Consider the following 22,570-nt stretch of genomic DNA (forward strand, 5'->3'; position numbering starts at 1 on the left):
TGACATCAGTTCATATTATTTTTTCGGGCTTTTGACGACGACCAGTTTCTTCTGCACAAATTCTCTAAAACCATCAATCGACAGTTCATGCCCATAACCGGAGTTTTTGATTCCGCCAAATGGTAATTCGGGCGTGGTGTCGGTAAACCAGTTAATCCAGATCATGCCAGTTTCTACCCGTGACGCTAGCTTTTTCGCCCGCTCAATATCCTGAGCATGGATCACGCCACCTAAGCCATAATTGGAATCATTGGCAATTTCGACAATCTCATCATCATCCTTCGCCACATAGATTTGCGCCACTGGACCAAAAAATTCTTCATACCAGGCTTCATTTTCACGCGTGATATTTTCCAGAATGGTTGGCGCATAGAAATTGCCTTGATGGTCTACAGCCTTACCACCAGTAACTACGGTCGCACCTTGCGCTACAGCCTTTTCAACCTGCTTGGTCAGTTTTTCCAGCGCATCTTTTGAAGACAGTGGCCCTAAAGTGGTTTCAGGATCAAGCGGATCACCCAGCTTTAATTGCTCAAAAGCTTTCAGCATACCAGCCTTGAATTGTTCGGCAATTTTTTCATGCAGAATAAATCGCTTCGCTGCCGTACAGACTTGGCCAGCATTATTGACTCTTGCCTGAAAGCCTAACTTGATTGCGCGTTCCAGATCAGCATCATCAAGTACGATAAATACATCATTACCACCCAATTCCAGTGTGGATTTTTTAAGATGTTTCCCGGCCTGTTCAGCGACTGCACTACCCGCACCTTCTGAGCCTGTCAGTGCCACACCGCGTACACGCTTGTCTGCAATGACATCTTTAACCTGATCGGAGCTGATAAACAGATTGGTCCAGACCCCTTTGGGTGCGCCTCCCTCTAAGACCAGCTTTTCAAAGGCTTCGGCACATTGCGGTACAATTCTGGCATGTTTTGCCAAAACTGGATTACCAATCGCACAGTTTGGTGCAAAAACCCGCATCAGTTGATAAAACGGGAAATTCCACGGTTCAACTGCCATAATAATACCCAGTGGATGATGCTCGACCCAAGCTTCTCCTAGTTCTGTTTCATAGGACACTGGCGCTAAAAACTCTTTGGCATGATCGGCATAGTATTCTGCAATTTTGGCGCAGGTTTCGATTTCACCTTCACTTTGCTTAATCAGTTTCCCCATATCCTGGGTCATAAGCTTGGCCAGTTCAGCTTTTTGCGCTCGCATGTTGGTAGCCAATTTACGCAGTACTGCAATACGGATATCGACCTGCTGTGACCATTCTGACTTTAGAATTTTTTCTGCAGTATCGAGTGCATGTTGAATATCTTGATCGCTATGCGATGGGTAGTCTTTCAATTTTCGATTGGTAAATGGATTAATAGATTGATAAGCCATGGTTTTCCCTTTTTTCAATTATAAGTTTTGCCTGTTCTAAACTTCTATCGTATTAAGCTATAACAAGCGAAATCTGTTCGAATCATTTAACTTATCACTGATTTTTTTATGGCGTGTGCAGGTTTACAGATTGGTTCAAAACATTACTGAGAAAGGGTAAAAGTTATATCGAGTGGTACAAATTAAAAGTTATTTAAGAATCGGAAATGTAAAACCAACACTCTCAAGATCGATACTTGCAAAAATTCCAAGCTAAAACAAATAATCTAAATCAGCTGTTTTAAGGTGATGCTAAAAATATAAATTTCAAATTTTCAGGTGTGTAGTACATTATTCTATATAGTAGAAAAAAGAAAATTCATAATGAGTCAAATACCATCTAATATCATTCAAACAGCAGAAAACTATTTTGATAATACAGTTTTAGAAACGACTGATACTATTTTTCAAGAAATTTTAAAAGCTTTTCCAATAGCATCTTCAGGTTTAGCGATTTATAAAGTTTTCAGAAGCTATAACGAAAAGCAAAAATTAAAAATATCCTGGAATTTATAAAAGAAGGTGAAAAGTTAGCATCAGGAACATTACTGAAAATCTTCAAGGATCAAAATAACTTAGAAATAGGTGGTGAATTACTCAATGCTTTAGATAAAGCCTATTTAATACATCAATCTAAAATGCTCGCTCGTTTAGCTCTTTTATATGATGCGAAAGAAATAAATCGTGAAACTTTTTTAAGATATGCTCATATTATTCCTCAATTTACATCGTTTTTATTAGAAGGGTTAGGCTTTGTTGCACAAACCTATCTGTAAAGGCTTTTTCAGCGATATAATTTTCAAATGAAGAAGCCTACACACAAAATCTACCGCACAACCAATTGGCCCGCATATAACCGAGCACTCATGAGTCGCGGAAATATTGCCATTTGGTTTGATCCTGCTACGCAATGGTATGCTCCATCAAAAGGCAAACAAGGGCGAAATCAAACCTACTCCGACGCAGCTATCCAATGCTGCTTAATGATTAAATCCTTATTCCGTCTATCTTTACGTATGGTCACTGGCTTTGTGCAAAGTCTGATTAAACTTTGCGGATTAAATTGGACCGCACCAGATTACAGTACGCTTTGTAGAAGACAAAAGCATATTGATATTGCAATCAGCTACCAAAAAAGTAGCGATGGGCTGCATCTACTCGTAGACTCTACAGGCATGAAGTTTCTAGGTGAGGGCGAATGGAAACGCAAGAAACATGGAGCTGAATATCGTCGCCAATGGCGTAAACTACATATTGGTATAGATGCCAAAACCCTACAAATACGCGCTATTCAGCTCACAACCAATAATGTCAGTGATTCACAGGTGCTTGGTGATTTACTTAATCAGATTCCACAAGATGAGCAGATTGACTCTGTTTATACCGATGGAGCTTATGACACCAAGCAATGCCGTCAGGTCATTGCAGATCGGCAAGCACATGCGGTGATTCCACCTAGAAAAAATGCGAAACCATGGAAAGATACAAAGAGTAGCTCGCTAGAGCGAAATGAATTACTTCGAACAGTTAAACGTTTAGGCAGGACATTATGGAAAAAATGGTCAGGCTATCATCGCCGCAGTTTGGTGGAAACCAAGATGCATTGCATCAAATTATTAGGCGATAAATTAATGGCAAGAAGCTTTCCTAGTCAGGTGAATGAAATTCATGCACGTGTAGCAGTCCTTAACAGATTTACGGAATTAGGTCGACCACTTACCCAAGTTACGCCTTAAATTTGGCTCAATTAGGGGCGCTTTGCATTTCAAATCTTTGTGCAACAAAGCCGAAGGGTTATAAAAAGCCTACTTATCATTTGAAATGAACAAATCCAAGAAGGATTACCACCTTAAGAATAATGAATGTAACTTTTCAGCATCTGAATTAGAAAAGTTTGGTTTTTTGTACGTAGTAGCTACATTTGGTTCTGGCAATAATTATGGCAGAGAAAAAGACTTAATCTTTTTTTATGAACACATATATAAAAACAAACATGATAAGAACCTATGAACCAAAAAAACCACCCTTTCGGGTGGCTTTTTCAATCTCAAACCGTCTCTTATTGAGCGCGGTTTTTGATTTTGCGGATCGTTTCCAGCTGAGCAGCAGTTTCTGCAAGAGCAGCCAAAGCAGCAGCAGAGTCCAAATCGCTCTTTTGATTCGCAAGCAATGCTTCAGCGTGTTTACGCGCTTCAACAATAGCTGCTTCATCTAAGTTTTCTGCACGGACTGCAGTATCTGCAAGAACCGTAACAACATGTGGTTGAACTTCTAGAACACCACCAGATACATAGATCAACTCTTCTGTACCGTTTTCCAAAATAACGCGGATCGCGCCAGGTTGGAGCAAAGTTACCAACGGAGCATGGCCAGGCATAATACCTAACTCACCGCCAGCACCTTTAGCAATTAGCATAGTTACAGTGCCTGAGTACAAAGACTCTTGAACACTTACAACGTCACATTGCATAGTCGCCATGAGAATCTCCTAAATTAGGGAACTAATTAAAGTTTCTCAGCTTTAGCAATCACTTCGTCAATACCACCAACCATGTAGAACGCTTGTTCTGGGATGTGATCGTATTCACCAGCTAGAAGACCTTTAAAGCCACGAATCGTTTCTTTAAGAGATACTAATTTACCAGGAGCACCAGTAAATACTTCAGCTACGTGGAACGGTTGAGAGAAGAAACGCTGGATTTTACGCGCACGGTAAACAACCAGTTTATCTTCTTCAGCAAGCTCGTCCATACCAAGAATCGCGATGATGTCTTTAAGCTCTTTATAACGTTGCAATACGTTCTGTACAGAACGTGCAATTTCATAATGCTCTTGACCAACAACTAACGGATCTAACTGGCGTGAAGTTGAGTCTAGTGGATCGATCGCTGGGTAAATACCAGAAGATGCGATGTCACGGCTCAATACAACAGTTGCGTCCAAGTGAGCAAACGTTGTAGCAGGCGATGGATCTGTTAAGTCATCGGCAGGTACGTATACCGCCTGGATTGACGTAATAGAACCAGACTTAGTCGATGTAATACGTTCTTGAAGAACACCCATCTCTTCTGCAAGTGTAGGCTGGTAACCTACTGCAGATGGCATACGACCTAGAAGTGCTGATACTTCAGTACCCGCTAGTGTATAACGATAGATGTTATCTACGAACAATAGTACGTCACGGCCTTTACCGTTTTCGTCTTTCTCATCACGGAAATATTCAGCCATAGTCAAACCAGTCAACGCTACGCGTAAACGGTTACCTGGTGGCTCGTTCATCTGACCGTAGACCATTGCTACTTTGTCTAGAACGTTAGAATCTTTCATTTCGTGATAGAAGTCATTACCTTCACGAGTACGCTCACCAACACCAGCAAACACAGATAAACCTGAGTGAGCTTTCGCGATGTTGTTAATCAACTCCATCATGTTTACAGTTTTACCAACACCGGCACCACCGAACAGACCAACTTTACCACCTTTCGCGAACGGGCAAAGTAAGTCAATGACTTTAATACCAGTTTCTAAAAGGTCAGTAGAAGCCGCTTGTTCTGCATAAGAAGGCGCTTGACGGTGAATTGGTAAACGCGCTTCAGTCGCAACAGGACCAGCTTCGTCGATCGGGCGACCAAGAACGTCCATGATACGGCCTAGAGTTGCTGTACCTACTGGTACAGAAATCGGCGCGTTAGTGTTAGTTACGTTCAAACCACGCTTAAGGCCTTCAGTAGAACCCATTGCAATAGTACGAACTACGCCATCACCAAGCTGTTGCTGAACTTCTAAAGTAGTTTCAGTACCATCTACTTGGAGAGCGTCATAGATCTTAGGAACGCTGTTGCGTTCAAACTCGACGTCGATAACCGCGCCGATGATCTGAATGATACGACCGCTATTCATTGCTGTCTCCTCAATTCAAAATAATGTTAAACGGCAGCGGCACCACCAACGATCTCAGAAATTTCCTGAGTAATCGCGGCTTGACGCAGCTTGTTATAAATAAGTTGCAGGCTCTTAATGATCTCGCCTGCGTTGTCTGTCGCTGCTTTCATAGCGACCATACGTGCAGACTGCTCACATGCGATGTTTTCAATCACACCTTGATACACCACAGACTCGATATAGCGAACCAACAAGCCATTTAAAAGCTCTTCAGCTTCAGGCTCGTAGATGTAATCCCAACCGTATTGACGGTTCAGATTCTTGTCTTCTTCAGCAGCAGCCAAAGGAACAAGTTGTTCGATTTTTTGATTTTGAGTCATGGCATTGACAAAGCCGTTTGACACTAGATAAATACGATCTAACTCGCCTTTATCATAAGCGTCCAACATCACCTGTACAGAACCAGATAACTGCTCAAGACTTGGGGCATCGCCGACTTGCGTCGTCGCACCAAGCACTTTACCGCCGTAGTTTTTAAAAAACGAAACCGCTTTTTGACCAATTAAAGCAAATTGAACTTCAATTGACTGCTCTTGTTGCTGTTGAACGTGTTTAACCACTTTCTTGAACAGGTTAATGTTCAAACCACCAGCAAGGCCACGATCTGAAGACACAATAATATAGCCAACGCGCTTAACTGGGCGTTCAACCATATAACGGTGTTTGTATTCAGGATTCGCTTGGACCAAATGAGCAATTACACGGTGCATATTTTCGGCATACGGACGGCCTTGAGCCATGCGCTCTTGCGCACGACGCATCTTAGAAGCTGCTACCATTTGCATCGCTCGAGTAATCTTCTGCGTGCTCTTGATACTAGCTACTTTGGCGCGAATTTCTTTTAAATTTGCCATACGCTTAACCTAGTATTCGAAAGCCCTTGCGAGCTTCCGAAGGTTGATTCCGTGAACCAAACCGACACTAAATTCAACAGAGGTTGAAATTAGTAAGTTTGAGTCGCTTTAAAGCTTTCAATACCTGCTTTGATTGCAGCTTCGATGTCTTTGTTGTAATCACCAGAGGCATCGATTTGTTGCATTAACGCAGCATGTTCTGAACGGAAGTAAGAAATCAACGCAGCATCAAAGTCTACGATTTTCTTAACGTCTACGTCAGCCATGTAGCCTTCGTTAGATGCATAAATTGAAACAGCTTGGTCAGCAATTGAGTAAGGAGCATATTGTTTTTGCTTCATTAACTCAGTTACACGTTGACCATGTTCAAGTTGCTTACGAGTTGCTTCATCAAGATCAGAAGCGAACTGAGCAAATGCTGCCAATTCACGGTATTGCGCCAAAGCAGTACGGATACCACCAGACAATTTCTTGATGATCTTAGTTTGCGCTGAACCACCAACACGAGATACAGAGATACCCGCGTTCACAGCAGGACGAATACCTGCGTTGAATAATGATGTTTCAAGGAAGATCTGACCATCAGTAATCGAAATTACGTTGGTTGGTACGAATGCAGATACGTCACCCGCTTGAGTTTCAATAATCGGCAATGCAGTTAATGAACCAGTTTGGCCTTTAACTTCACCGTTAGTGAATTTCTCAACGTAGTCAGCAGATACACGAGAAGCACGTTCAAGTAGACGCGAGTGTAGATAGAACACGTCACCTGGATACGCTTCACGACCTGGTGGACGGCGTAAAAGCAATGAAATTTGACGGTAAGCAACAGCTTGCTTAGACAAGTCATCATAAATGATTAACGCATCTTCACCGCGGTCACGGAAGTATTCGCCCATTGTACAGCCAGAGTACGGAGCTAGATACAGCATTGCTGCTGGATCAGCTGCAGCTGCTGCTACAACAGTTGTATACGCCATAGCGCCAGTTTCTTCTAGCTTGCGTACCACGTTAGCGATAGTCGATTGTTTTTGACCGATTGCTACGTATACACATTTAATGCCAGAGTTTTTCTGAGCGATGATCGCGTCGATCGCCATTGCTGTTTTACCAGTTTGACGGTCACCAATGATCAACTCACGTTGACCACGGCCTACAGGGATCATTGTATCTACTGATTTATAACCAGTTTGTACAGGTTGATCCACTGATTGACGCCAAATTACGCCTGGTGCTACTTTTTCAACAGCATCAGTTAATTTTGCATCAATAGGGCCTTTACCATCAATCGGGTTACCCAAAGCATCTACTACACGGCCTAAAAGTTCTGGACCAACCGGAACTTCTAATACACGACCTGTGCAACGCGCTTTTTGACCTTCTTGAAGGCTTAAGTAGTTACCTAAAACAACGACGCCCACTGAATCCTGTTCTAGGTTCAGTGCCATACCGTAAAGGCCGCCGTCGAATTCGATCATTTCACCGTACATAGCGTCAGCTAAGCCGTGAATACGCACAATACCGTCGGAAACCATAACAATGGTTCCTTCGTTCTTAGCGGTTGCGCTGGTGTCCAGATCGCCGATACGCTGTTTAATGAGCGCACTGATCTCGGATGGATTCAGTTGTTGCATTGCGCTATACCTCAATCTTTTTAAAGTTCAGTCTTCTAAATGCAATTAAGCAAGAAGACGAGTACGCATTTTTTCAAGCTTGTTAAGCGCAGAATCATCTATCACTTGGTCGCCTGCACGAATAACTACACCAGCAATCAGCGCTGGGTTAACTTCTACAGAAACATTTACCGCCGCTTCGAATTTTTTCTCTAATGCGTGAGTAAGAAGTTGTTCCTGTACAGAAGTCAATGGGAATGCTGATTCAATCACAACATCCACAGTATTGTTATTCTGTGATTTAAGCTGCTCATATTCTGCTGCAATCTCAGGAAGAAGAACCAAACGGTTATTCTCTGCAAGCAATGTCAGGAAGTTAGACACTGCTGCAGTTTGGTCTTCACCTAAAACTTTCGCAAAAAGAGCCACCTGCTCAGCAGGTGTAAGCTCAGGGCGATTTAGATAAGCTGAAAATGCTTCGTCTTGCACCGCAGCACTGAGCAATTCAAGTGCTGTTGACCAAGAGTCAGTTGCACTTTGCTCAGAAGCGTAAGCAAATGCTGCTTTAGCGTATGGGCGTGCCAACGTCAAGAGTTCAGCCATAATCCGCCTCTCTTAAAGTTTAGCAGCCAGCTGAGTCAGCATGGCATTGTGAGCTTCTGCATCAACTTGCTGGCTAAGAATTTTCTCAGCACCAGTTACTGCAAGAGCAGCCACTTGTTGACGCAATTCTTCGCGAGCAGCATTGATTTCAGTATCAACAGCTTCTTTAGCCTGTTGACGAATACGCTCACCTTCAGCCGCAGCTTGGGTACGCGCTTCTTCGATCAATTGTGCACCACGACGGTTCGCTTGTTCGATCAATTGAGCCGCTTGTGCTTTTGCCGCGTCTAACTCAGCTTTCACTTGTGCTTGCGCATCTGCAAGGTCAGCCTTCGCTTTTTCAGCAGCATTTAAGCCATCAGCGATTTTACGCTGACGTTCACTAATCGCATTGATTAGTGGTGGCCATACAAACTTCATGCAGAATGCGACAAAAATCGCAAACGCAATCGCTTGGCCAAACAATGTGAGGTTGATATTCATTGCAAATTCCTCAAATAGTGAATTTCGGAATTAAGCTGATTAACCTACAAATGGATTAGCGAAGATGAAGAACAAGCCAATACCAACACCGATCATAGGCACAGCATCAAGAAGACCCGCGATTAAGAACATACGAGTTTGAAGTTGTGGAGCCAATTCTGGTTGACGAGCTACAGCTTCAAGGAAACGGCCGCCTAGAAGACCAAAACCAATCGCAGTACCTAAAGCACCGAAAGCGATCAAGATAGCAGATGCAATTGCAACTAGACCTAAAGTGAGTTCCATGATAATTCCTCAGAGGTTAGGTTTTATACCAAATTAAGTTAAAAAATTGTGTGCCCAACCATCCGTTGACAGTTAGGCAATACCATTAATGCTTTTCGCTTGCCATACTCATGTACACGATAGTCAACATCATGAAAATGAATGCTTGTAGCGTAATAATCAAAATGTGGAAAATCGCCCAAGGCACAGACAACGCCCACTGGATCCAGAACGGTAATAACGCGATAAGAATGAAGATTAACTCACCCGCATACATGTTACCGAACAGTCGTAGAGCCAATGAAACTGGTCGCGCCAAGAAAGTAGTCAATTCCAACAATAAGTTGAATGGAATTAAAAGCACTTTAGCAACTGGATTACTTGGGTTAAATGGGTTCAGTGCTAACTCACCAACGAAGCCGCCAACACCTTTCTCACGAATACTATAGAAAATAATTAAGAAGAATACAGAAATAGACATACCGAGGGTAATGTTTGGATCTGTAGTCGGAACAATTTTAAAGTAAACCTGATGAGGGTCTACACCCAGCATAGAAGCAATCGCGTGTTGAGCTACATAAGGAATAAAGTCAACAGGGATCAAATCCATCAAGTTCATGAGGAAAATCCACACGAAAATGGTTAATGCTAAGGGTGCAATTAATCGAGACTTCCCGTGGAAGGTATCACGTACACTTGAATCTACAAACTCGATAATCATTTCAATTGCAGACTGGAACTTGGTAGGAACACCAGCATTAGCCGCTTTCGCAACCAACCAGAACAACAAACAGAAAATCAGACCCAGTCCGATAGACCAACCCATTGAATCCAAGTGAATAGCAGTGAACCCCATCTGTTGAGCTTCAGCACCGCTCTCGGCCAATTTCCACGTACCGTCCGGCATTTTGCCATAGGTCATGTTGGTCAAGTGATGCTTGATATACTCGGTCGAAGTAAGGGCATGTTCTTCAGCAGCCATAAATCACACCTGGTCAATGTCAAAAAACTAATAGAACAAACGAATATCGCGTGCTGCTTGATATCTCGCCTGCTCCTGAAAAACTTTTCAATTTCTTGTTGTGCTTATACTCATTTTTGTAGACGTGACGCCCAAAACGGAGCGACCCACGACATGGCTTGAACAAGTATAAAACCACAAAACAACGCCACCGCTGACAACGGTTTAACATTGCTTAAAATTAAAATGAAACCAACAATCACAATGGCAAACTTTCCCATCAAGCCTTTATACATGTTCGAAAGAACTTGTTTAGACGCGCGGGCTCCTGCTGCTCGAAACGATTGCCACGAAAAATAACAAGTCGCGAGCCAACATACCAGTGCACCTAATGCTGCACTCAAGGCTGCGGTTGAGTCTTTCACGACCCAGCCGATCAAGGCTGAAACAGGGATCATACAGGCTTGCAGGAGGACCAAAGCTTTCGCTAATCGTCGGTCAATCAAGCGACTAGTTCGGCTCATTATTTATTCACTCACAGCAATCATGCTTGACAAGTTTAACAGGTGATTATTTTTAATCGCAGGCATTATAGAGTTACACCCCTGAACATGCAATCTTTTCCCGACCTTAGTCGTGTTTTTTTAAATCGGGTCACTGCTGTTAAACTAATCAAAATCTGTCTATTTTTTAAATCATTAGCGTGCATTTAGTACACATTTCTGGGTTTCGGCGGCCAATTGCTGCCAAGCCTGCACAAAGTCCCCTGCCCCGCTCATGCTTTCATCGACATGCTGGAACAGTACCGGATTGAGTTTGCGGTACTGGTTCTCACTGGCATGACCTTCGGCCAGCAGACACATTTTGCGCTGTGGACGATGATCCTGTAAAAACTTGATTTGCGCCACGGTTGGTGAAACATGTGGATCATCGGTCAATGCCCCATGAATTTTAAATTGAGTGGGCGCTCAAGATACTGGTAGGCATCGTGATAAGACCAATAAGGTTTGGCTTTGTTACTTGAACTATAACGCTGAGCCGTAGCAAACATGTTTTGTGCAAAGTCACGGGCATTTTTCCAGTAGCGTTCACGATGCTCCGGCAATTGCTGCGAACGTAGCGCCGCAATAAAGAAACCAATCCGCACTGCATTATTCGGATCGAGCCAGACATGCGTGTCTACCGTATTTTTTAAGGCCTCGCCACGCGGATTACGCATCGGCAAGGTGGTCAATATCCCCGAGTCTAACAGTGCAATGCCTTTATTACTTTCATTCAGCACTTTGGCCAAGGGTGCTTCATGCGCCTGACCCAGCCAGATCACCAGACCTGCATTCTGAATAGTTTTTCGATGCGCCGGAGTCAGACTCACATCATGTCCACTTTGGTTGGCCAGCAATAAAGTCGGCTGTTCCACACCTTGGGTAATTTTCTTGGCAATCAGATGGATCGGCTGCGTAGACACCACCAGACTTTGTGACCAACTGAGTGTACTGAACAATGCGAGCAGACTGATTGCAAGAAGACGGAACATGAGTAGAAATCACTTAAAAACGATAAAATCAGGAAGTGTTATAATATAACAAAAATACAAAAATACCTATGCCCAATCGAAACTCAGAACGCTTCATGTTAAGATTTGAAATCTATTAATTTTCAGTTTCGCACTTGAGGTGAACTATGGGTTCCTGTTCGCATGAACACCACAACGCATTGCACGGCGTGCACGACCATCCCAATGTCGCACAACGTCTTGCTGAAGCGGAAAGTCTTTGTGCAGCAAGCGGCGCACGCCTTACGCCTTTACGTAAAGAAGTGCTGGAACTCATTCTGAATGCGCATGGCCCGATGGGCGCCTATGATCTGCTGGCACAAATGAAAAATGCCAGCGATCGTCCTGCAGCCCCACCAACGGTGTATCGCACTCTGGATTTTTTATTAAGCAAAGGGCTGATTCATCGCCTGACCTCGATCAATGCCTATATTCCCTGTTGCCATCCGCGTGAAGGTCATCAGGCTGCTTTTTTAATCTGTACCGAATGTAAAGCCGTGAAAGAAGCGTCGGCTCAGGGCCTGCTCAATCAACTCGATGCACTGGCAAGCTCGGACGACTTCACGGCACATCACAGCATTATCGAAATTTCAGGAATTTGTCAGCAGTGCCGCAACAAAGCTTAAGTGCCTCTCCCCTGATTCAGCTCTCCAAGATCTGGGTCAAAATCGATGAGCGCGATATCCTAAAAGCCATTGATTTCTCATTACAAGAGAAAGAAATTGTCACACTGATTGGTCCCAATGGTGCTGGTAAATCGACCTTAATTAAAGTCATGCTGGGCATACTAAAACCACAATCGGGTGAGATCAAAACTGCGCGCAAACTCAAATTCTCTTATGTGCCACAGAAATTTAATCCATCATATAGCTTGCCGCTACGAGTGAAAGATTTATTGGCGCTAGAAAAATGCCCATCCCAGATTAAAACCGAAATTATCCGCGATACCGGCATTAGTAAACTGCAAGATTCTAAAGTTCAGCAGTTGTCTGGCGGCGAACGTCAGCGGGTGCTATTGGCCCGCGCCTTATTACGCCAGCCGGACATTTTAGTCCTCGATGAACCGATGCAAGGTCTGGACATCCAGTCCGAAGCTGAACTGTATGAATATGTGCGTAACTTGCCGGAAAAATATGGCTGTGCCGTACTGATGGTTTCACATGACCTGCAATGGGTGATGCAAGGTACGACTCGAGTCGTGTGCTTGAACAAGCATATCTGCTGTAGTGGGCTGCCGGAAAGCGTGCAGCAACATCCCGAATATCAGGCAATTTTTGGCACCAATCGAGTGTTCTATCACCATCATCATGATCATTGCGCGCATGGCGATTCTGCCACTCCCTGTCAGCATGATTCACGCCCTCATATTCACCCCGAGCCGGAAGCTTAAACCATGATGGATTGGTTACAACTCCTTTTACCTGCATGGATCATGGGAACGCTGTTGGTATTTCTGACTGCTCCGCTGGGCTGTCTCATGCTCTGGCGGCGTATGTCATTCTTTGCCGATACCATGGCACACGGTACTTTACTCGGTGTTGCCATTGCTGGAGCTTTAAGTTTACCGCTCTGGATGGGAGTCACTTTTATTGCCTTATTATTGGTAGGTATTTTGTGGGTGCTGCATGATCCGCGCCTACCCAATGATGCTTTGCTGGCCTTATGTTCAGCAACACTGCTTTGCTCGGGATTATTGTTCATTCAGCATTTACCGAGTTTAAGACCGGAACTTCTCAGCTATCTATTTGGTGATCTACTAACGATTTCTTGGACGGACTTACCCACCTTTGCCATTGTGATTATTCTGGCCTTAGCCGTCCTTTATAAAAGCTGGCAAGCGCAGATTCAAATCGCGATTGATCCGGACATGGCGGTCAGTGAAGGTGTAAATGCCAAATGGCAACGCCTGATCTTTATGTTGTTATTGGCATTGTTTACCGTGCTTGCCCTGAAAGCAGTCGGTTCACTCTTGATGGGGCATTACTGGTGATCCCTGCCCTGACTGCACGATTACTTGCACACTCACCCAAACAAATGGTGATCTGGGCATTCGTGATTGCGCAAATTGGGGTGACCGTAGGCCTGTGGTCGAGTGCCGGTCTCAATACTTCGACAGGTTTAACTATTGTACTGACCATGGCGGTGCTATTTGCACTGTTCTTCTGCGTGCAGAAGTTTAAAAAGCTGGCTTAATATTTCTGTTAAATCATGATGATTTTCTAATGATCTATTCCGCCTCTCTCCTTTAAGGAGAGAGCAAACACTCTTTATTGATGCACCAAACTCAATAAAAATGCAGCGCCTGCAAATAAACCGGCAAAAGTCCGGTTCATGACTTTTTGTTGTTTCGATGATTTTAGTAGCCTTAAAACTTTAGCAGCCAATCCGGTATAACCCGCCATCACAATCAGATCAATCGTCACCATTGTTGCAGCCATAATCAAATACTGAATCCATTGTGGTTTGGACAAATCCAGAAATTGCGGCAAGACGGCCAGTAAAAATACGATGGCTTTAGGATTACTCATATTGACTAAGAAGCCATGCAATACCAGTTTCCCTGCAGATTTACGCGCCAATTCATGTTTAATTTCGATAGATTGTGCAGGTGCTTTCCACTGCAAAATAGCCAAATACAATAAATAGCCGACACCAAACCATTTCACCACTAAAAATGCCCACGGGGTTGTCGCAAACAAAACTCCCACGCCTGCCGCAACCACTGCAATCTGCACCAATAACGCCAGTTGCAGACCCAGCGCATTCCAGTAACCATGCCGAAAACCATAATTCAATCCGCTCGACATCGATGCAATTGCACCAGCGCCCGGGGAGACACTAATGACCCAGCAGGCCAACATATAGGCAAACCACATTTGATAGGACATGGATATTTAACTCAGCAAAACTTGCCCAATATTATATGAATTTTCTAATAAAATCAGGCTAAAAACCTGCTTAAATATAAGGCATTGCACTATTCACTCTGTCTAGCTTCAGGCACAATATGTACATTAAAAACAGGATCTATCCTTACAGGAGCCATGAATGACAGCCCAATCGGTAATCTTGCCACTTCCTTCAGATCATGCTCGCTTTATTGTTTTACGTCTTAAAGATTTGAGTATTGAAAAATTAAAAGAACAACTTGAACATCTGTTTACTTCACGTGATCGTCTGATTACGCAACATCCTCAAGCACAAATTAAAACGGCAGTGGCTTTCGGTCCTGAGCTTTGGTCAAGACTTTATTCACAAAGTCCGGCAGGTTTTAAACAGCTTGAACCCATTCATGGTTCATTTGAAATGCCGGTTGTTCCAGCAGATGTACTGATTCATATTGCCAGTGCTCGGGCTGATATCTGCTTTGCACTCAGTCAGGCTTTTTTTGAAGGCATTCAGGATCAGGTTCAAGTACTGGATGAGCGGGTTTGCTTCCGCTATTTTGATGGTCGTGACATAACCGGATTTATTGATGGAACTGAAAATCCGCAATTCCCGGATAATCGTGCTGAAGTCGCATTATTAGGTGAAGATTCAGGTATTTTCCAAGATGGTTCATTTATTTTTGCTCAGCGTTATGCGCATAACCTGGAAAAATGGAAAAAGCTAAAAGTTGATACTCAGGAACAGGTTATGGGTCGCACCAAACTTGAATCTATTGAATTGGATGATGAAGTCAAACCTGAAAATGCGCACGTAGCACGTACTGTAGTTGAAGATGAAGAAGGCGAAGAAATGGAAATTCTGCGTCATTCTCTACCTTATGGTGACGGACGTGGTGACCAGGGTTTATTCTTTATTGCATATACCAAAGATCTAAAAATTATTGATGCTATGTTAGAACGTATGTTTGGTACGTCTGGTGATGGGATTCATGACCGCCTGCTGCACTTCGTAACTCCGCTGGATGGCGCATATTACTTTGCACCGAGTGAGGAGTTGCTGGAAGAAGTTTTGGAGAGGTAAACTATACTATATAGAAGCAATTATAATTATTTAGTAATTGCTTCTAAAAACTCGATAAAATCAATATAAGCTATGGATAAGGTATATTTATTTATAAAAAAAATCCTTATCCATAATTGAGGTTATATTATCACCAGTGTTAATAGTAATTTTTATCTAACCATTCTTTTATTAAAGAAATATTTTTTAATTCATAATGCAAATAATCATCTGAGACTCCTTCTAATCCTGAAGAATTATCTCCTAAAATATTCGTTATTAGACTTCCTTCATAAATCATTTTTCAATCAATTTAATTGTTTATCTTTCACCCAATCTAAATTGTATATGCCAGCAAGTAAATTAAACCGCAGGTTTAATCTTTTACGACGATTTCTATATACACAAGATAAAATCTTAAAACATTTCATCCTTCCAAATACATGCTCTACTTGAATTCGTCTACGACCAATCTCTCTATTTAACTTTTTTAATTCAGAATCTAGTTTTTCAGTTTTCTTTGCTTTAGATGGCATGAGGCATCCAAAACCCAATTTCTTTATCCCTAAATACCCCTTATCAACGATAAAAAAGGGCTTAAATTTTAATTTCCTCATGCTTTTTTTAAATATTTTAAAATCATGCATGCTTCCATGACTTCCACATACACTCAGTATTTCACCTGTTATATAGTGCATAGATAGCTGAAATTTAAAGGTATGTCGCTTTTTTTTACCGCTATACCATTTCTTCTGTTTTTTTTGGACGTTGAACTAATATTTCAGTGGCATCAATCACAACAACTTCCCAATCCACTTCATCTCGATTAGGAAGTTGTTTTGGCAAGTTGAATTTTCCAGAACGGATTAAGGTATCTTCAATAACACGTGTGATACGAATTGCACTCGTTTCAGATACACCGTAACTCGTACCAAGATGGAAAAATGTTCGATATTCTCTCCAATATTCTATACATAAGAGCAAACGATCTTCCAACGGTAATTTATGCGGTCGTCCTTTACCAATATGACCAGGTAAATGCTTATTTAGCTCGGCCAACATGAGGTTAAATGTAGCCCAACTAACACCGGTAAGCCTACGAAACTTAACGTCTGATAATTTTTGAATATCTTTGAATTTCATCCAAGGATTATCCCTTGAATTAAATAATTTTGCTGATTAATTTAAGATCAAATAAATTGTACGTTTTTTGATTTATGACGGAAGTCTATTGACTTTAAAACAATCTTTTTATCTTTCTTAGTTATTTTGTGCAATTCAACAGTATATAAAATTCCAGAAGGTTGAGGATAACAACAGTAGTTTTCAGTATACAAGGTAATCAAGATTGGTTCTTTAGACTTCCTATAAATACTTACAGCTTTTAATTCAACACCAGAACCATTTCCAATTCTCCCATATAACTTGTTAATAAATATTTTTTCCTTTTGGAGTTCAAAAAAATTTTTAACATATTGTGTCTGAGGATCAATTACACAATTTTTAGATAAAAAAGTTATATCATTTTTTTCAAAAACACTTAAAGTATATTTTTGATAAGTATCCATTAAAAAGTAAACATGTATTCTTTTCCGAATTGGTTTGATACTTTCTCCACCCATTGCTCTATTTTGTCAGCTGTCATGACTTGAAAATCTCGCCAATAATATTTCATCTGCTTCCATACCATCTCGATTCGATTTAACTCAGGGCTATAAGCTGGAATAAAATACAGATTCGTCGAAAAGTTAGTTTTAAGTAGCTCTCTGTAATCAGCCATCTTTTTACTTCTATGAATCGAGGCATTATCAACAATAAGAACCAATGGAAGGTTATATGTCTGTTTTACTCGTTGAGCTATTCCAGTTAAATAGGCATAAAACCAAGTACTTGTCACTGACTCTTGTAAACAGCTTGTCACCAGTTTCCCCGTTGAAAGCAAACACCCCATGACATTAACTCGTTTTAATCTTATTGCATCAACCGCATGAACATCACCTATCTTTGTCCACGCATAGCGGTTATCAGGTGTAGATGAAAATCCTGTTTCATCAACATAACCTAATATAATTTCACCACGTGCCGCTTGCTCTCGTAATTCTTCAATCTGCTGTGTTGCTTGTTCAAATGCAATCGGATCTCTTTTTTTTCAAGCTATGACGGGTACGCTTGAAGACCATACCTGAATCACGTAAAAACTTACGAATGGTTTCAACAGACACGGACACTTCGTATTCTTCATGTAGTTTGACTCGGATTTGTTCTGCATTGAGTGGACTTGTATTGACCCAATCTAGGATTTTCGCCTGATAGTCTGAGATGGCTTTGTTGCACAAAGATTTGAAATACAAAGCGCCCCTAATTGAGCCAAATTTAAGGCGTAACTTGGGTAAGTGGTCGACCTAATTCCGTAAATCTGTTGAGGACTGCTACACGTGCATGAATTTCATTCACCTGACTAGGAAAGCTTCTTGCCATTAATTTATCGCCTAATAATTTGATGCAATGCATCTTGGTTTCCACCAAACTGCGGCGATGATAGCCTGACCATTTTTTCCATAATGTCCTGCCTAAACGTTTAACTGTTCGAAGTAATTCATTTCGCTCTAGCGAGCTACTCTTTGTATCTTTCCATGGTTTCGCATTTTTTCTAGGTGGAATCACCGCATGTGCTTGCCGATCTGCAATGACCTGACGGCATTGCTTGGTGTCATAAGCTCCATCGGTATAAACAGAGTCAATCTGCTCATCTTGTGGAATCTGATTAAGTAAATCACCAAGCACCTGTGAATCACTGACATTATTGGTTGTGAGCTGAATAGCGCGTATTTGTAGGGTTTTGGCATCTATACCAATATGTAGTTTACGCCATTGGCGACGATATTCAGCTCCATGTTTCTTGCGTTTCCATTCGCCCTCACCTAGAAACTTCATGCCTGTAGAGTCTACGAGTAGATGCAGCCCATCGCTACTTTTTTGGTAGCTGATTGCAATATCAATATGCTTTTGTCTTCTACAAAGCGTACTGTAATCTGGTGCGGTCCAATTTAATCCGCAAAGTTTAATCAGACTTTGCACAAAGCCAGTGACCATACGTAAAGATAGACGGAATAAGGATTTAATCATTAAGCAGCATTGGATAGCTGCGTCGGAGTAGGTTTGATTTCGCCCTTGTTTGCCTTTTGATGGAGCATACCATTGCGTAGCAGGATCAAACCAAATGGCAATATTTCCGCGACTCATGAGTGCTCGGTTATATGCGGGCCAATTGGTTGTGCGGTAGATTTTGTGTGTAGGCTTCTTCATTTGAAAATTATATCGCTGAAAAAGCCTTTACAGATAGGTTTGTGCAACAAAGCCGTCTGAGATCAATGTATTGGGTCGACCTGAGCGATGACCTTCTTTAATCGATTCAAACTCATACAATTCCCAACGTCGGCGTTGTAGCCTTATGGTTTCTGGGATACGTTCTTGTAGAGTGGCAACTTCCGCAACACTTTTACCTTCGGAAAGCCAGAGAATAGTTTGGGCACGTTGCCTTTCACGCCAATGTTTTGCATGCTTGACCAGAAAAATGAGTCGTTCTCGCTGTTCTAAACTAAGTGGTACAGAAACAATTCTAGGCATGTGTGAACATCTGTTAACTAAAAAAACCTTTTCGCATCATTAGTTATTTTTGTCAACTTAATAACGATATAATTTTCCGTATTGGGTGGCTTAGCTAAAATTTCCACAGTTCGATTTGGTGAACCCTGAAATATAAATAAACCATCTTTATCTGTTTTATTTGTGTTTTCTCTCGATGAACCTTTATAGCGTGATTTAACTTTTAAATTAATGACATATTTTCCTGAAGCATCATAAATTTTTGATGTTATGGTAACTAAATTGCTCATCATTCCACATCCTCTTCAGTATATACATCATCCTCTAAATCCCTTTCTTCTATCTCATTCAATAGTTCATCAATACTTTCATTATCTAAGTCTTGAATGAGATGAGTTTGTAAAGAATTAAATCCTAAAGCCACGAAATCTGTGGGTTGAGAGGTATAGAATCTTAAAGTACTTAATTGATTATTTTCATTTAATACAGACTTCTTAGTTTTAATTAAGTTCCCATCCAACTTATTTAGAATAAAAATTTCTTTTTCTCCTGCAGACTGGTTAGTCCACTGATAGTTAATTTTATTACTGAATAATGTTTTCATTTTTGGAAGATTTATTTTTTGTTCAATAATATTTTGACCTTTCGTAAACAGATGCTGCCCGGCCTTACACTCAAATTTCCCACCAGTTGTGACCACCACCCCACCACCATTGATCTTAATTTGAGACCCTCCAGCGGTCAGTACAATCTCTTTCGGACTGGTGATTTCGATCTTGTCTTCAGTCGAAATAAGCTTGATTACCTTGCGGGCAATCGCTTCAATCGCATCATCTTGGGCTTGTATTTCAATTTTGCCTTTAGCAGCATAGAGACTTGCACCCTCTTGAGCAGCAAATAAACTGATCTTGTCCTGTGCATGAGCAACTAAAGATTTCTGTGTGGATAAATGAATATTATTCCCGGCACTCTGATTGATTTGCTGATCAGCGGATAAATGAATATTTTCATTTGTGCTCAGTGCAATCGTTTGGGGTGCAGTTAATAACATCACGGCCTGTTTAAATGCGGCAGCCTTGGCTTGATCTTCAGCTTCAATCTGACTCAGAAACTGTTTTAAACTATCAAAAAATTCCAATGGATCAGCCTGCTGTTTTTCTGCAATATCACTCAAGGCTTTACTATGATTGAGATTCGATTCAAGCTGTTCTTTGACTGAGTCAGCCTCCAAGTGATTGCCTGCGGCTGAATCTTGCCGATAAGTGGAAATTAATAAGCCTTTTCCTGCACGTATGGCACCCCACTGGTCCGTCCTTAGTTCAAACCCTTCTCCTCGACCTTCGCTGCTTTCACTTTCTTTGGGGTGACTTAGATTTCCCAGATTGAGCTGGCTGACTGCATGACTACTTTGCAGCTGCACACTAATCTGTTCAGGGGTATCATCAAAACGAAGCTGGTTAAAACCTTCGCCATCGACCTCCTGAGAACGGATGCCACTGAGTTTTTTGGTCGCAGGAAGCTCTCCTTTCGCATCAAACATGGTCGGATGCCGTTCTGCTTCATGAATTCGTCCCACCACAAAGGGCCGGTCGATATCACCTTCAAAGAAGTCAATCACTACAATTTCGCCAATTCGCGGATGCAACCTGATGCCATAGCCCTCACCCGCCCAAGGGGTCAAAACATCCACCCAGGCAGAATCACTATCATTGTCATTGCTGCCTGCACCGCCATCATGCTGATGATCCTCACTCCGGGTAAATAGAAAACGAACTTTCACTCGTCCCCATGCATCGACATAAATACTTTCACCCTCCGGTCCGACCACTCGAGCCCGTTGCGGATATGCAGCAGGCCGATGAATAAAGGGCTGATACTCAGGAACAACCGGGATTTCACGGCGCACGATCTGTAGCTCATTGGCTTGTCGTTCCTCCTGTGCCATCTGCCAGCCGCTCTTCTCAAGCAAACTGTCCAGCTGCGATAAAATATCTTTGGGTAAATTGTTCTGGTTATAAAACCGCTTAGCTAAAATCAGAAATTCACGTTGATGGGCAGGATGCTGATCAATTTCAGGATGCTGCTGCAGTTCAAACCAGTATCCGACCTGAGCATCTCGTACGCTGCTACTGGTTTTAAAATATTTGGACTGCAAAGCATGATAGTCACTGAGCTGCTGATTGAGTCGATCCAGTTGCGCTATACCAGATACTGTCACCTGATCCTCATGATTTAAGTCGCCGGTCCAGGCCGGACTGATGTTCCACGCATCTTCAAGCTGAAGAGTGGCATTTGCATGAATATCACTTTGCTGATGATTACTGAATAAAGGCTGGCTTTGATCCTGGGCAAGTTGCTGGGCATGCCAGCGCTGGGTCCTGGTACTATTCGGATTGAGCTGACGTACCGCAATCAGACTGTTCAGCGTGTCGAGCTGTTCGGTGGCATGACTGCAATGAAACCGGATGGAGCGGCGTTTTAAAGCTGAAAAATATTGGGAATGATCTACCAGTTTTAAAAACTGAGCTTGAATCTCGCTGGCTGATACAGGCACAGTTAATTGCTTTTCATCGATCAACCAGTTAATTCCTTCGCTACGCCATAAACGGGTCAGAAAATCATAATCCGATTCATTCGACTGCATTACAAAAGGTCGGACATCATAGTCCCGGCTGAGTCCTGTCAAATCCAGGCTGAGACTGGCCGCGAATAATGCACTTCTGTTTTGCCATTCACTGAACAGGATTTCACTGATCTCGCGCACCGTCTTATTCATAAAAACCCGACTGTTACGGCGCTTCTGCCAGAGTGCAGTCGGATCATTTAGCGTCAATTTATACAGGGTCAAAGCTCCATCATTCTGCCCTTGACTGGCTGCAGTAATAATGCCCGTAGTCCGGAAAAGTTCACCCCGGTCTGTGACCTGATCAATGGCCACCCGACAGCCGATAAACTGTTTCAAGGCAATATGAGCATGAGTGGAAAGACAGATCAGTTCAGCCAGCAGGCCTTGATTGATCTGATGCTGACCCTCAATACGCTGAATCAAAACCTGATGATTTAAAGGAGGATGTGAAAACTGTAAATGTAGCGCACGATGCTGTCGCTTAAGCCCGAGCTGCTCCACCAGCATATGGATAGGTTTTGGCATTTTATAGTTATAATTTTAAGCTTTATTATTGTGCGGCAGATTTTAGGAAAAGTTATCCATTTCGTCCAGTTCACGATGCATTTCACATAATTAGGCCTTTAATTTATGACCCTTCAATTAAAAATCTTAAATTGCATGTGGTACATCTTAATTAAAAATATT

Annotated in this window: 22 protein-coding genes and 6 pseudogenes; 7 read left to right on the plus strand and 21 right to left on the minus strand. The window is 42.2% G+C overall.

The window, feature by feature from the left end; translation table 11 throughout:
* Positions 1–15 precede the first annotated feature (15 nt).
* Positions 16–1,392 (minus strand): NAD-dependent succinate-semialdehyde dehydrogenase, encoded by a 1,377-nt coding sequence (locus tag HGD77_RS14580; RefSeq protein ID WP_168730922.1) that lies wholly within the window; start codon positions 1,390–1,392, stop codon positions 16–18.
* A gap of 363 nt (positions 1,393–1,755) precedes the next feature.
* Here HGD77_RS14580 and HGD77_RS17070 point away from each other — a divergent pair, with 363 nt between their 5' ends.
* The 3 genes from HGD77_RS17070 to HGD77_RS14590 all read left to right on the plus strand — a co-directional run bounded on the left by HGD77_RS17070 (position 1,756) and on the right by HGD77_RS14590 (position 3,167).
* Complete coding sequence (locus HGD77_RS17070; protein WP_228761443.1) at positions 1,756–1,947, plus strand: hypothetical protein; 192 nt, start codon at positions 1,756–1,758, stop codon at positions 1,945–1,947.
* A 122-nt stretch (positions 1,948–2,069) separates the two neighbouring features.
* Positions 2,070–2,207: a hypothetical protein gene (locus HGD77_RS17075; protein WP_228761444.1), complete on the plus strand. Its 138-nt coding sequence runs from the start codon at positions 2,070–2,072 to the stop codon at positions 2,205–2,207.
* A 27-nt stretch (positions 2,208–2,234) separates the two neighbouring features.
* Positions 2,235–3,167, plus strand: a complete 933-nt coding sequence (locus HGD77_RS14590) for an IS5-like element IS17 family transposase (protein ID WP_000743272.1) — start codon at positions 2,235–2,237, stop codon at positions 3,165–3,167.
* 323 nt (positions 3,168–3,490) lie between these two features.
* Here the strand turns inward: HGD77_RS14590 and HGD77_RS14595 are convergent, their stop codons facing one another.
* The 10 genes and pseudogenes from HGD77_RS14595 to HGD77_RS14640 all read right to left on the minus strand — a co-directional run bounded on the left by HGD77_RS14595 (position 3,491) and on the right by HGD77_RS14640 (position 11,685).
* On the minus strand, positions 3,491–3,910 hold the full coding sequence (locus HGD77_RS14595; protein ID WP_100329708.1) for a F0F1 ATP synthase subunit epsilon: 420 nt from the start codon (positions 3,908–3,910) through the stop codon (positions 3,491–3,493).
* 26 nt (positions 3,911–3,936) lie between these two features.
* On the minus strand, positions 3,937–5,331 hold the full coding sequence (gene atpD, locus HGD77_RS14600) for a F0F1 ATP synthase subunit beta (protein WP_004644863.1): 1,395 nt from the start codon (positions 5,329–5,331) through the stop codon (positions 3,937–3,939).
* Positions 5,332–5,357: 26 nt separating this feature from the next.
* Positions 5,358–6,227 carry a F0F1 ATP synthase subunit gamma gene (gene atpG / locus HGD77_RS14605; RefSeq protein WP_004644862.1) on the minus strand — a complete coding sequence of 290 codons (870 nt, stop codon included), beginning with the start codon at positions 6,225–6,227 and terminating at the stop codon, positions 5,358–5,360.
* 89 nt (positions 6,228–6,316) lie between these two features.
* A complete protein-coding gene (atpA, locus tag HGD77_RS14610) occupies positions 6,317–7,861 on the minus strand; it encodes a F0F1 ATP synthase subunit alpha (RefSeq protein WP_004644861.1) in 1,545 nt (514 codons plus the stop codon).
* A 45-nt stretch (positions 7,862–7,906) separates the two neighbouring features.
* Positions 7,907–8,443 (minus strand): F0F1 ATP synthase subunit delta, encoded by a 537-nt coding sequence (locus HGD77_RS14615; RefSeq protein WP_004644860.1) that lies wholly within the window; start codon positions 8,441–8,443, stop codon positions 7,907–7,909.
* Between the two features lie 12 nt (positions 8,444–8,455).
* Positions 8,456–8,926, minus strand: coding sequence for a F0F1 ATP synthase subunit B (locus HGD77_RS14620; protein WP_004280990.1), 471 nt, complete (start codon positions 8,924–8,926; stop codon positions 8,456–8,458).
* Positions 8,927–8,965: 39 nt separating this feature from the next.
* Complete coding sequence (gene atpE, locus HGD77_RS14625; protein WP_000424060.1) at positions 8,966–9,211, minus strand: F0F1 ATP synthase subunit C; 246 nt, start codon at positions 9,209–9,211, stop codon at positions 8,966–8,968.
* Positions 9,212–9,296: 85 nt separating this feature from the next.
* Positions 9,297–10,172, minus strand: a complete 876-nt coding sequence (atpB, locus tag HGD77_RS14630) for a F0F1 ATP synthase subunit A (RefSeq protein ID WP_004644859.1) — start codon at positions 10,170–10,172, stop codon at positions 9,297–9,299.
* 110 nt (positions 10,173–10,282) lie between these two features.
* Positions 10,283–10,675, minus strand: a complete 393-nt coding sequence (locus HGD77_RS14635; protein WP_004280982.1) for an ATP synthase subunit I — start codon at positions 10,673–10,675, stop codon at positions 10,283–10,285.
* A 174-nt stretch (positions 10,676–10,849) separates the two neighbouring features.
* Positions 10,850–11,685, minus strand: a pseudogene (locus HGD77_RS14640) (metal ABC transporter solute-binding protein, Zn/Mn family).
* Between the two features lie 146 nt (positions 11,686–11,831).
* Here HGD77_RS14640 and HGD77_RS14645 point away from each other — a divergent pair.
* From HGD77_RS14645 to znuB, 3 genes and pseudogenes are all read left to right on the plus strand, one after another.
* Complete coding sequence (locus HGD77_RS14645) at positions 11,832–12,329, plus strand: transcriptional repressor (protein ID WP_085064895.1); 498 nt, start codon at positions 11,832–11,834, stop codon at positions 12,327–12,329.
* Positions 12,302–13,093: a zinc ABC transporter ATP-binding protein ZnuC gene (gene znuC, locus HGD77_RS14650; RefSeq protein WP_165353924.1), complete on the plus strand. Its 792-nt coding sequence runs from the start codon at positions 12,302–12,304 to the stop codon at positions 13,091–13,093. Before HGD77_RS14645 ends, znuC begins: the two co-directional genes overlap by 28 nt.
* Positions 13,094–13,096: 3 nt before the next feature.
* Positions 13,097–13,896, plus strand: a pseudogene (gene znuB, locus HGD77_RS14655) (zinc ABC transporter permease subunit ZnuB).
* 74 nt (positions 13,897–13,970) lie between these two features.
* Here znuB and HGD77_RS14660 read toward each other — a convergent pair.
* Entirely contained in the window at positions 13,971–14,591 is a 621-nt protein-coding gene (locus HGD77_RS14660; RefSeq protein ID WP_086044334.1) for a LysE family transporter, read from the minus strand.
* Between the two features lie 160 nt (positions 14,592–14,751).
* Here HGD77_RS14660 and HGD77_RS14665 point away from each other — a divergent pair, with 160 nt between their 5' ends.
* Positions 14,752–15,672, plus strand: coding sequence for a Dyp-type peroxidase (locus tag HGD77_RS14665; RefSeq protein WP_168730923.1), 921 nt, complete (start codon positions 14,752–14,754; stop codon positions 15,670–15,672).
* 287 nt (positions 15,673–15,959) lie between these two features.
* Here HGD77_RS14665 and HGD77_RS14670 read toward each other — a convergent pair.
* The 9 genes and pseudogenes from HGD77_RS14670 to HGD77_RS14710 form a co-directional block, all read right to left on the minus strand.
* Positions 15,960–16,352, minus strand: a pseudogene (locus tag HGD77_RS14670) (transposase family protein); the annotation flags it as partial.
* A gap of 37 nt (positions 16,353–16,389) precedes the next feature.
* On the minus strand, positions 16,390–16,713 hold the full coding sequence (locus HGD77_RS14675; RefSeq protein WP_168730924.1) for a helix-turn-helix domain-containing protein: 324 nt from the start codon (positions 16,711–16,713) through the stop codon (positions 16,390–16,392).
* A 128-nt stretch (positions 16,714–16,841) separates the two neighbouring features.
* Positions 16,842–17,219, minus strand: coding sequence for a hypothetical protein (locus HGD77_RS14680; protein WP_168730925.1), 378 nt, complete (start codon positions 17,217–17,219; stop codon positions 16,842–16,844).
* Positions 17,219–17,785 (minus strand): IS630 family transposase, encoded by a 567-nt coding sequence (locus HGD77_RS14685; RefSeq protein ID WP_109455560.1) that lies wholly within the window; start codon positions 17,783–17,785, stop codon positions 17,219–17,221. The genes HGD77_RS14680 and HGD77_RS14685 overlap by 1 nt, the downstream gene beginning before the upstream one ends.
* Positions 17,775–17,981, minus strand: a pseudogene (locus HGD77_RS14690) (helix-turn-helix domain-containing protein); the annotation flags it as partial. The gene HGD77_RS14685 and the pseudogene HGD77_RS14690, both read right to left, overlap by 11 nt.
* Before the next feature lie 43 nt (positions 17,982–18,024).
* The gene (locus HGD77_RS14695) at positions 18,025–18,957 is read right to left on the minus strand and encodes an IS5-like element IS17 family transposase (protein ID WP_000743272.1); all 933 of its coding nucleotides are present in this window, start codon (positions 18,955–18,957) and stop codon (positions 18,025–18,027) included.
* A gap of 54 nt (positions 18,958–19,011) precedes the next feature.
* A pseudogene (locus tag HGD77_RS14700) lies at positions 19,012–19,278 on the minus strand (helix-turn-helix domain-containing protein); the annotation flags it as partial.
* A gap of 56 nt (positions 19,279–19,334) precedes the next feature.
* Positions 19,335–19,547, minus strand: a pseudogene (locus tag HGD77_RS14705) (hypothetical protein); the annotation flags it as partial.
* Positions 19,547–22,408: a type VI secretion system Vgr family protein gene (locus tag HGD77_RS14710; protein WP_168730927.1), complete on the minus strand. Its 2,862-nt coding sequence runs from the start codon at positions 22,406–22,408 to the stop codon at positions 19,547–19,549. The gene HGD77_RS14710 and the pseudogene HGD77_RS14705, both read right to left, overlap by 1 nt.
* Positions 22,409–22,570: the final 162 nt, after the last annotated feature.

The organism is Acinetobacter sp. NEB149 (assembly GCF_012516415.1).
Lineage (GTDB): Bacteria > Pseudomonadota > Gammaproteobacteria > Pseudomonadales > Moraxellaceae > Acinetobacter > Acinetobacter lwoffii_V.

Coding starts and splice junctions, on each gene's coding strand:
- HGD77_RS14580 (WP_168730922.1), bottom strand. CDS start 1,392: ATGGCTTATCAATCTATTAATCCATTTACCAATCGAAAATTGAAAGAC.
- atpG (WP_004644862.1), bottom strand. CDS start 6,227: ATGGCAAATTTAAAAGAAATTCGCGCCAAAGTAGCTAGTATCAAGAGC.
- HGD77_RS14680 (WP_168730925.1), bottom strand. CDS start 17,219: ATGGATACTTATCAAAAATATACTTTAAGTGTTTTTGAAAAAAATGAT.
- HGD77_RS14590 (WP_000743272.1), top strand. CDS start 2,235: ATGAAGAAGCCTACACACAAAATCTACCGCACAACCAATTGGCCCGCA.
- HGD77_RS14645 (WP_085064895.1), top strand. CDS start 11,832: ATGGGTTCCTGTTCGCATGAACACCACAACGCATTGCACGGCGTGCAC.
- atpB (WP_004644859.1), bottom strand. CDS start 10,172: ATGGCTGCTGAAGAACATGCCCTTACTTCGACCGAGTATATCAAGCAT.
- atpD (WP_004644863.1), bottom strand. CDS start 5,331: ATGAATAGCGGTCGTATCATTCAGATCATCGGCGCGGTTATCGACGTC.
- HGD77_RS17070 (WP_228761443.1), top strand. CDS start 1,756: ATGAGTCAAATACCATCTAATATCATTCAAACAGCAGAAAACTATTTT.
- HGD77_RS14665 (WP_168730923.1), top strand. CDS start 14,752: ATGACAGCCCAATCGGTAATCTTGCCACTTCCTTCAGATCATGCTCGC.
- HGD77_RS14595 (WP_100329708.1), bottom strand. CDS start 3,910: ATGGCGACTATGCAATGTGACGTTGTAAGTGTTCAAGAGTCTTTGTAC.
- HGD77_RS14695 (WP_000743272.1), bottom strand. CDS start 18,957: ATGAAGAAGCCTACACACAAAATCTACCGCACAACCAATTGGCCCGCA.
- HGD77_RS14675 (WP_168730924.1), bottom strand. CDS start 16,713: ATGTTGGCCGAGCTAAATAAGCATTTACCTGGTCATATTGGTAAAGGA.
- atpE (WP_000424060.1), bottom strand. CDS start 9,211: ATGGAACTCACTTTAGGTCTAGTTGCAATTGCATCTGCTATCTTGATC.
- HGD77_RS14620 (WP_004280990.1), bottom strand. CDS start 8,926: ATGAATATCAACCTCACATTGTTTGGCCAAGCGATTGCGTTTGCGATT.
- HGD77_RS14710 (WP_168730927.1), bottom strand. CDS start 22,408: ATGCCAAAACCTATCCATATGCTGGTGGAGCAGCTCGGGCTTAAGCGA.
- HGD77_RS14660 (WP_086044334.1), bottom strand. CDS start 14,591: ATGTCCTATCAAATGTGGTTTGCCTATATGTTGGCCTGCTGGGTCATT.
- HGD77_RS14615 (WP_004644860.1), bottom strand. CDS start 8,443: ATGGCTGAACTCTTGACGTTGGCACGCCCATACGCTAAAGCAGCATTT.
- HGD77_RS14635 (WP_004280982.1), bottom strand. CDS start 10,675: ATGAGCCGAACTAGTCGCTTGATTGACCGACGATTAGCGAAAGCTTTG.
- atpA (WP_004644861.1), bottom strand. CDS start 7,861: ATGCAACAACTGAATCCATCCGAGATCAGTGCGCTCATTAAACAGCGT.
- HGD77_RS17075 (WP_228761444.1), top strand. CDS start 2,070: ATGCTCGCTCGTTTAGCTCTTTTATATGATGCGAAAGAAATAAATCGT.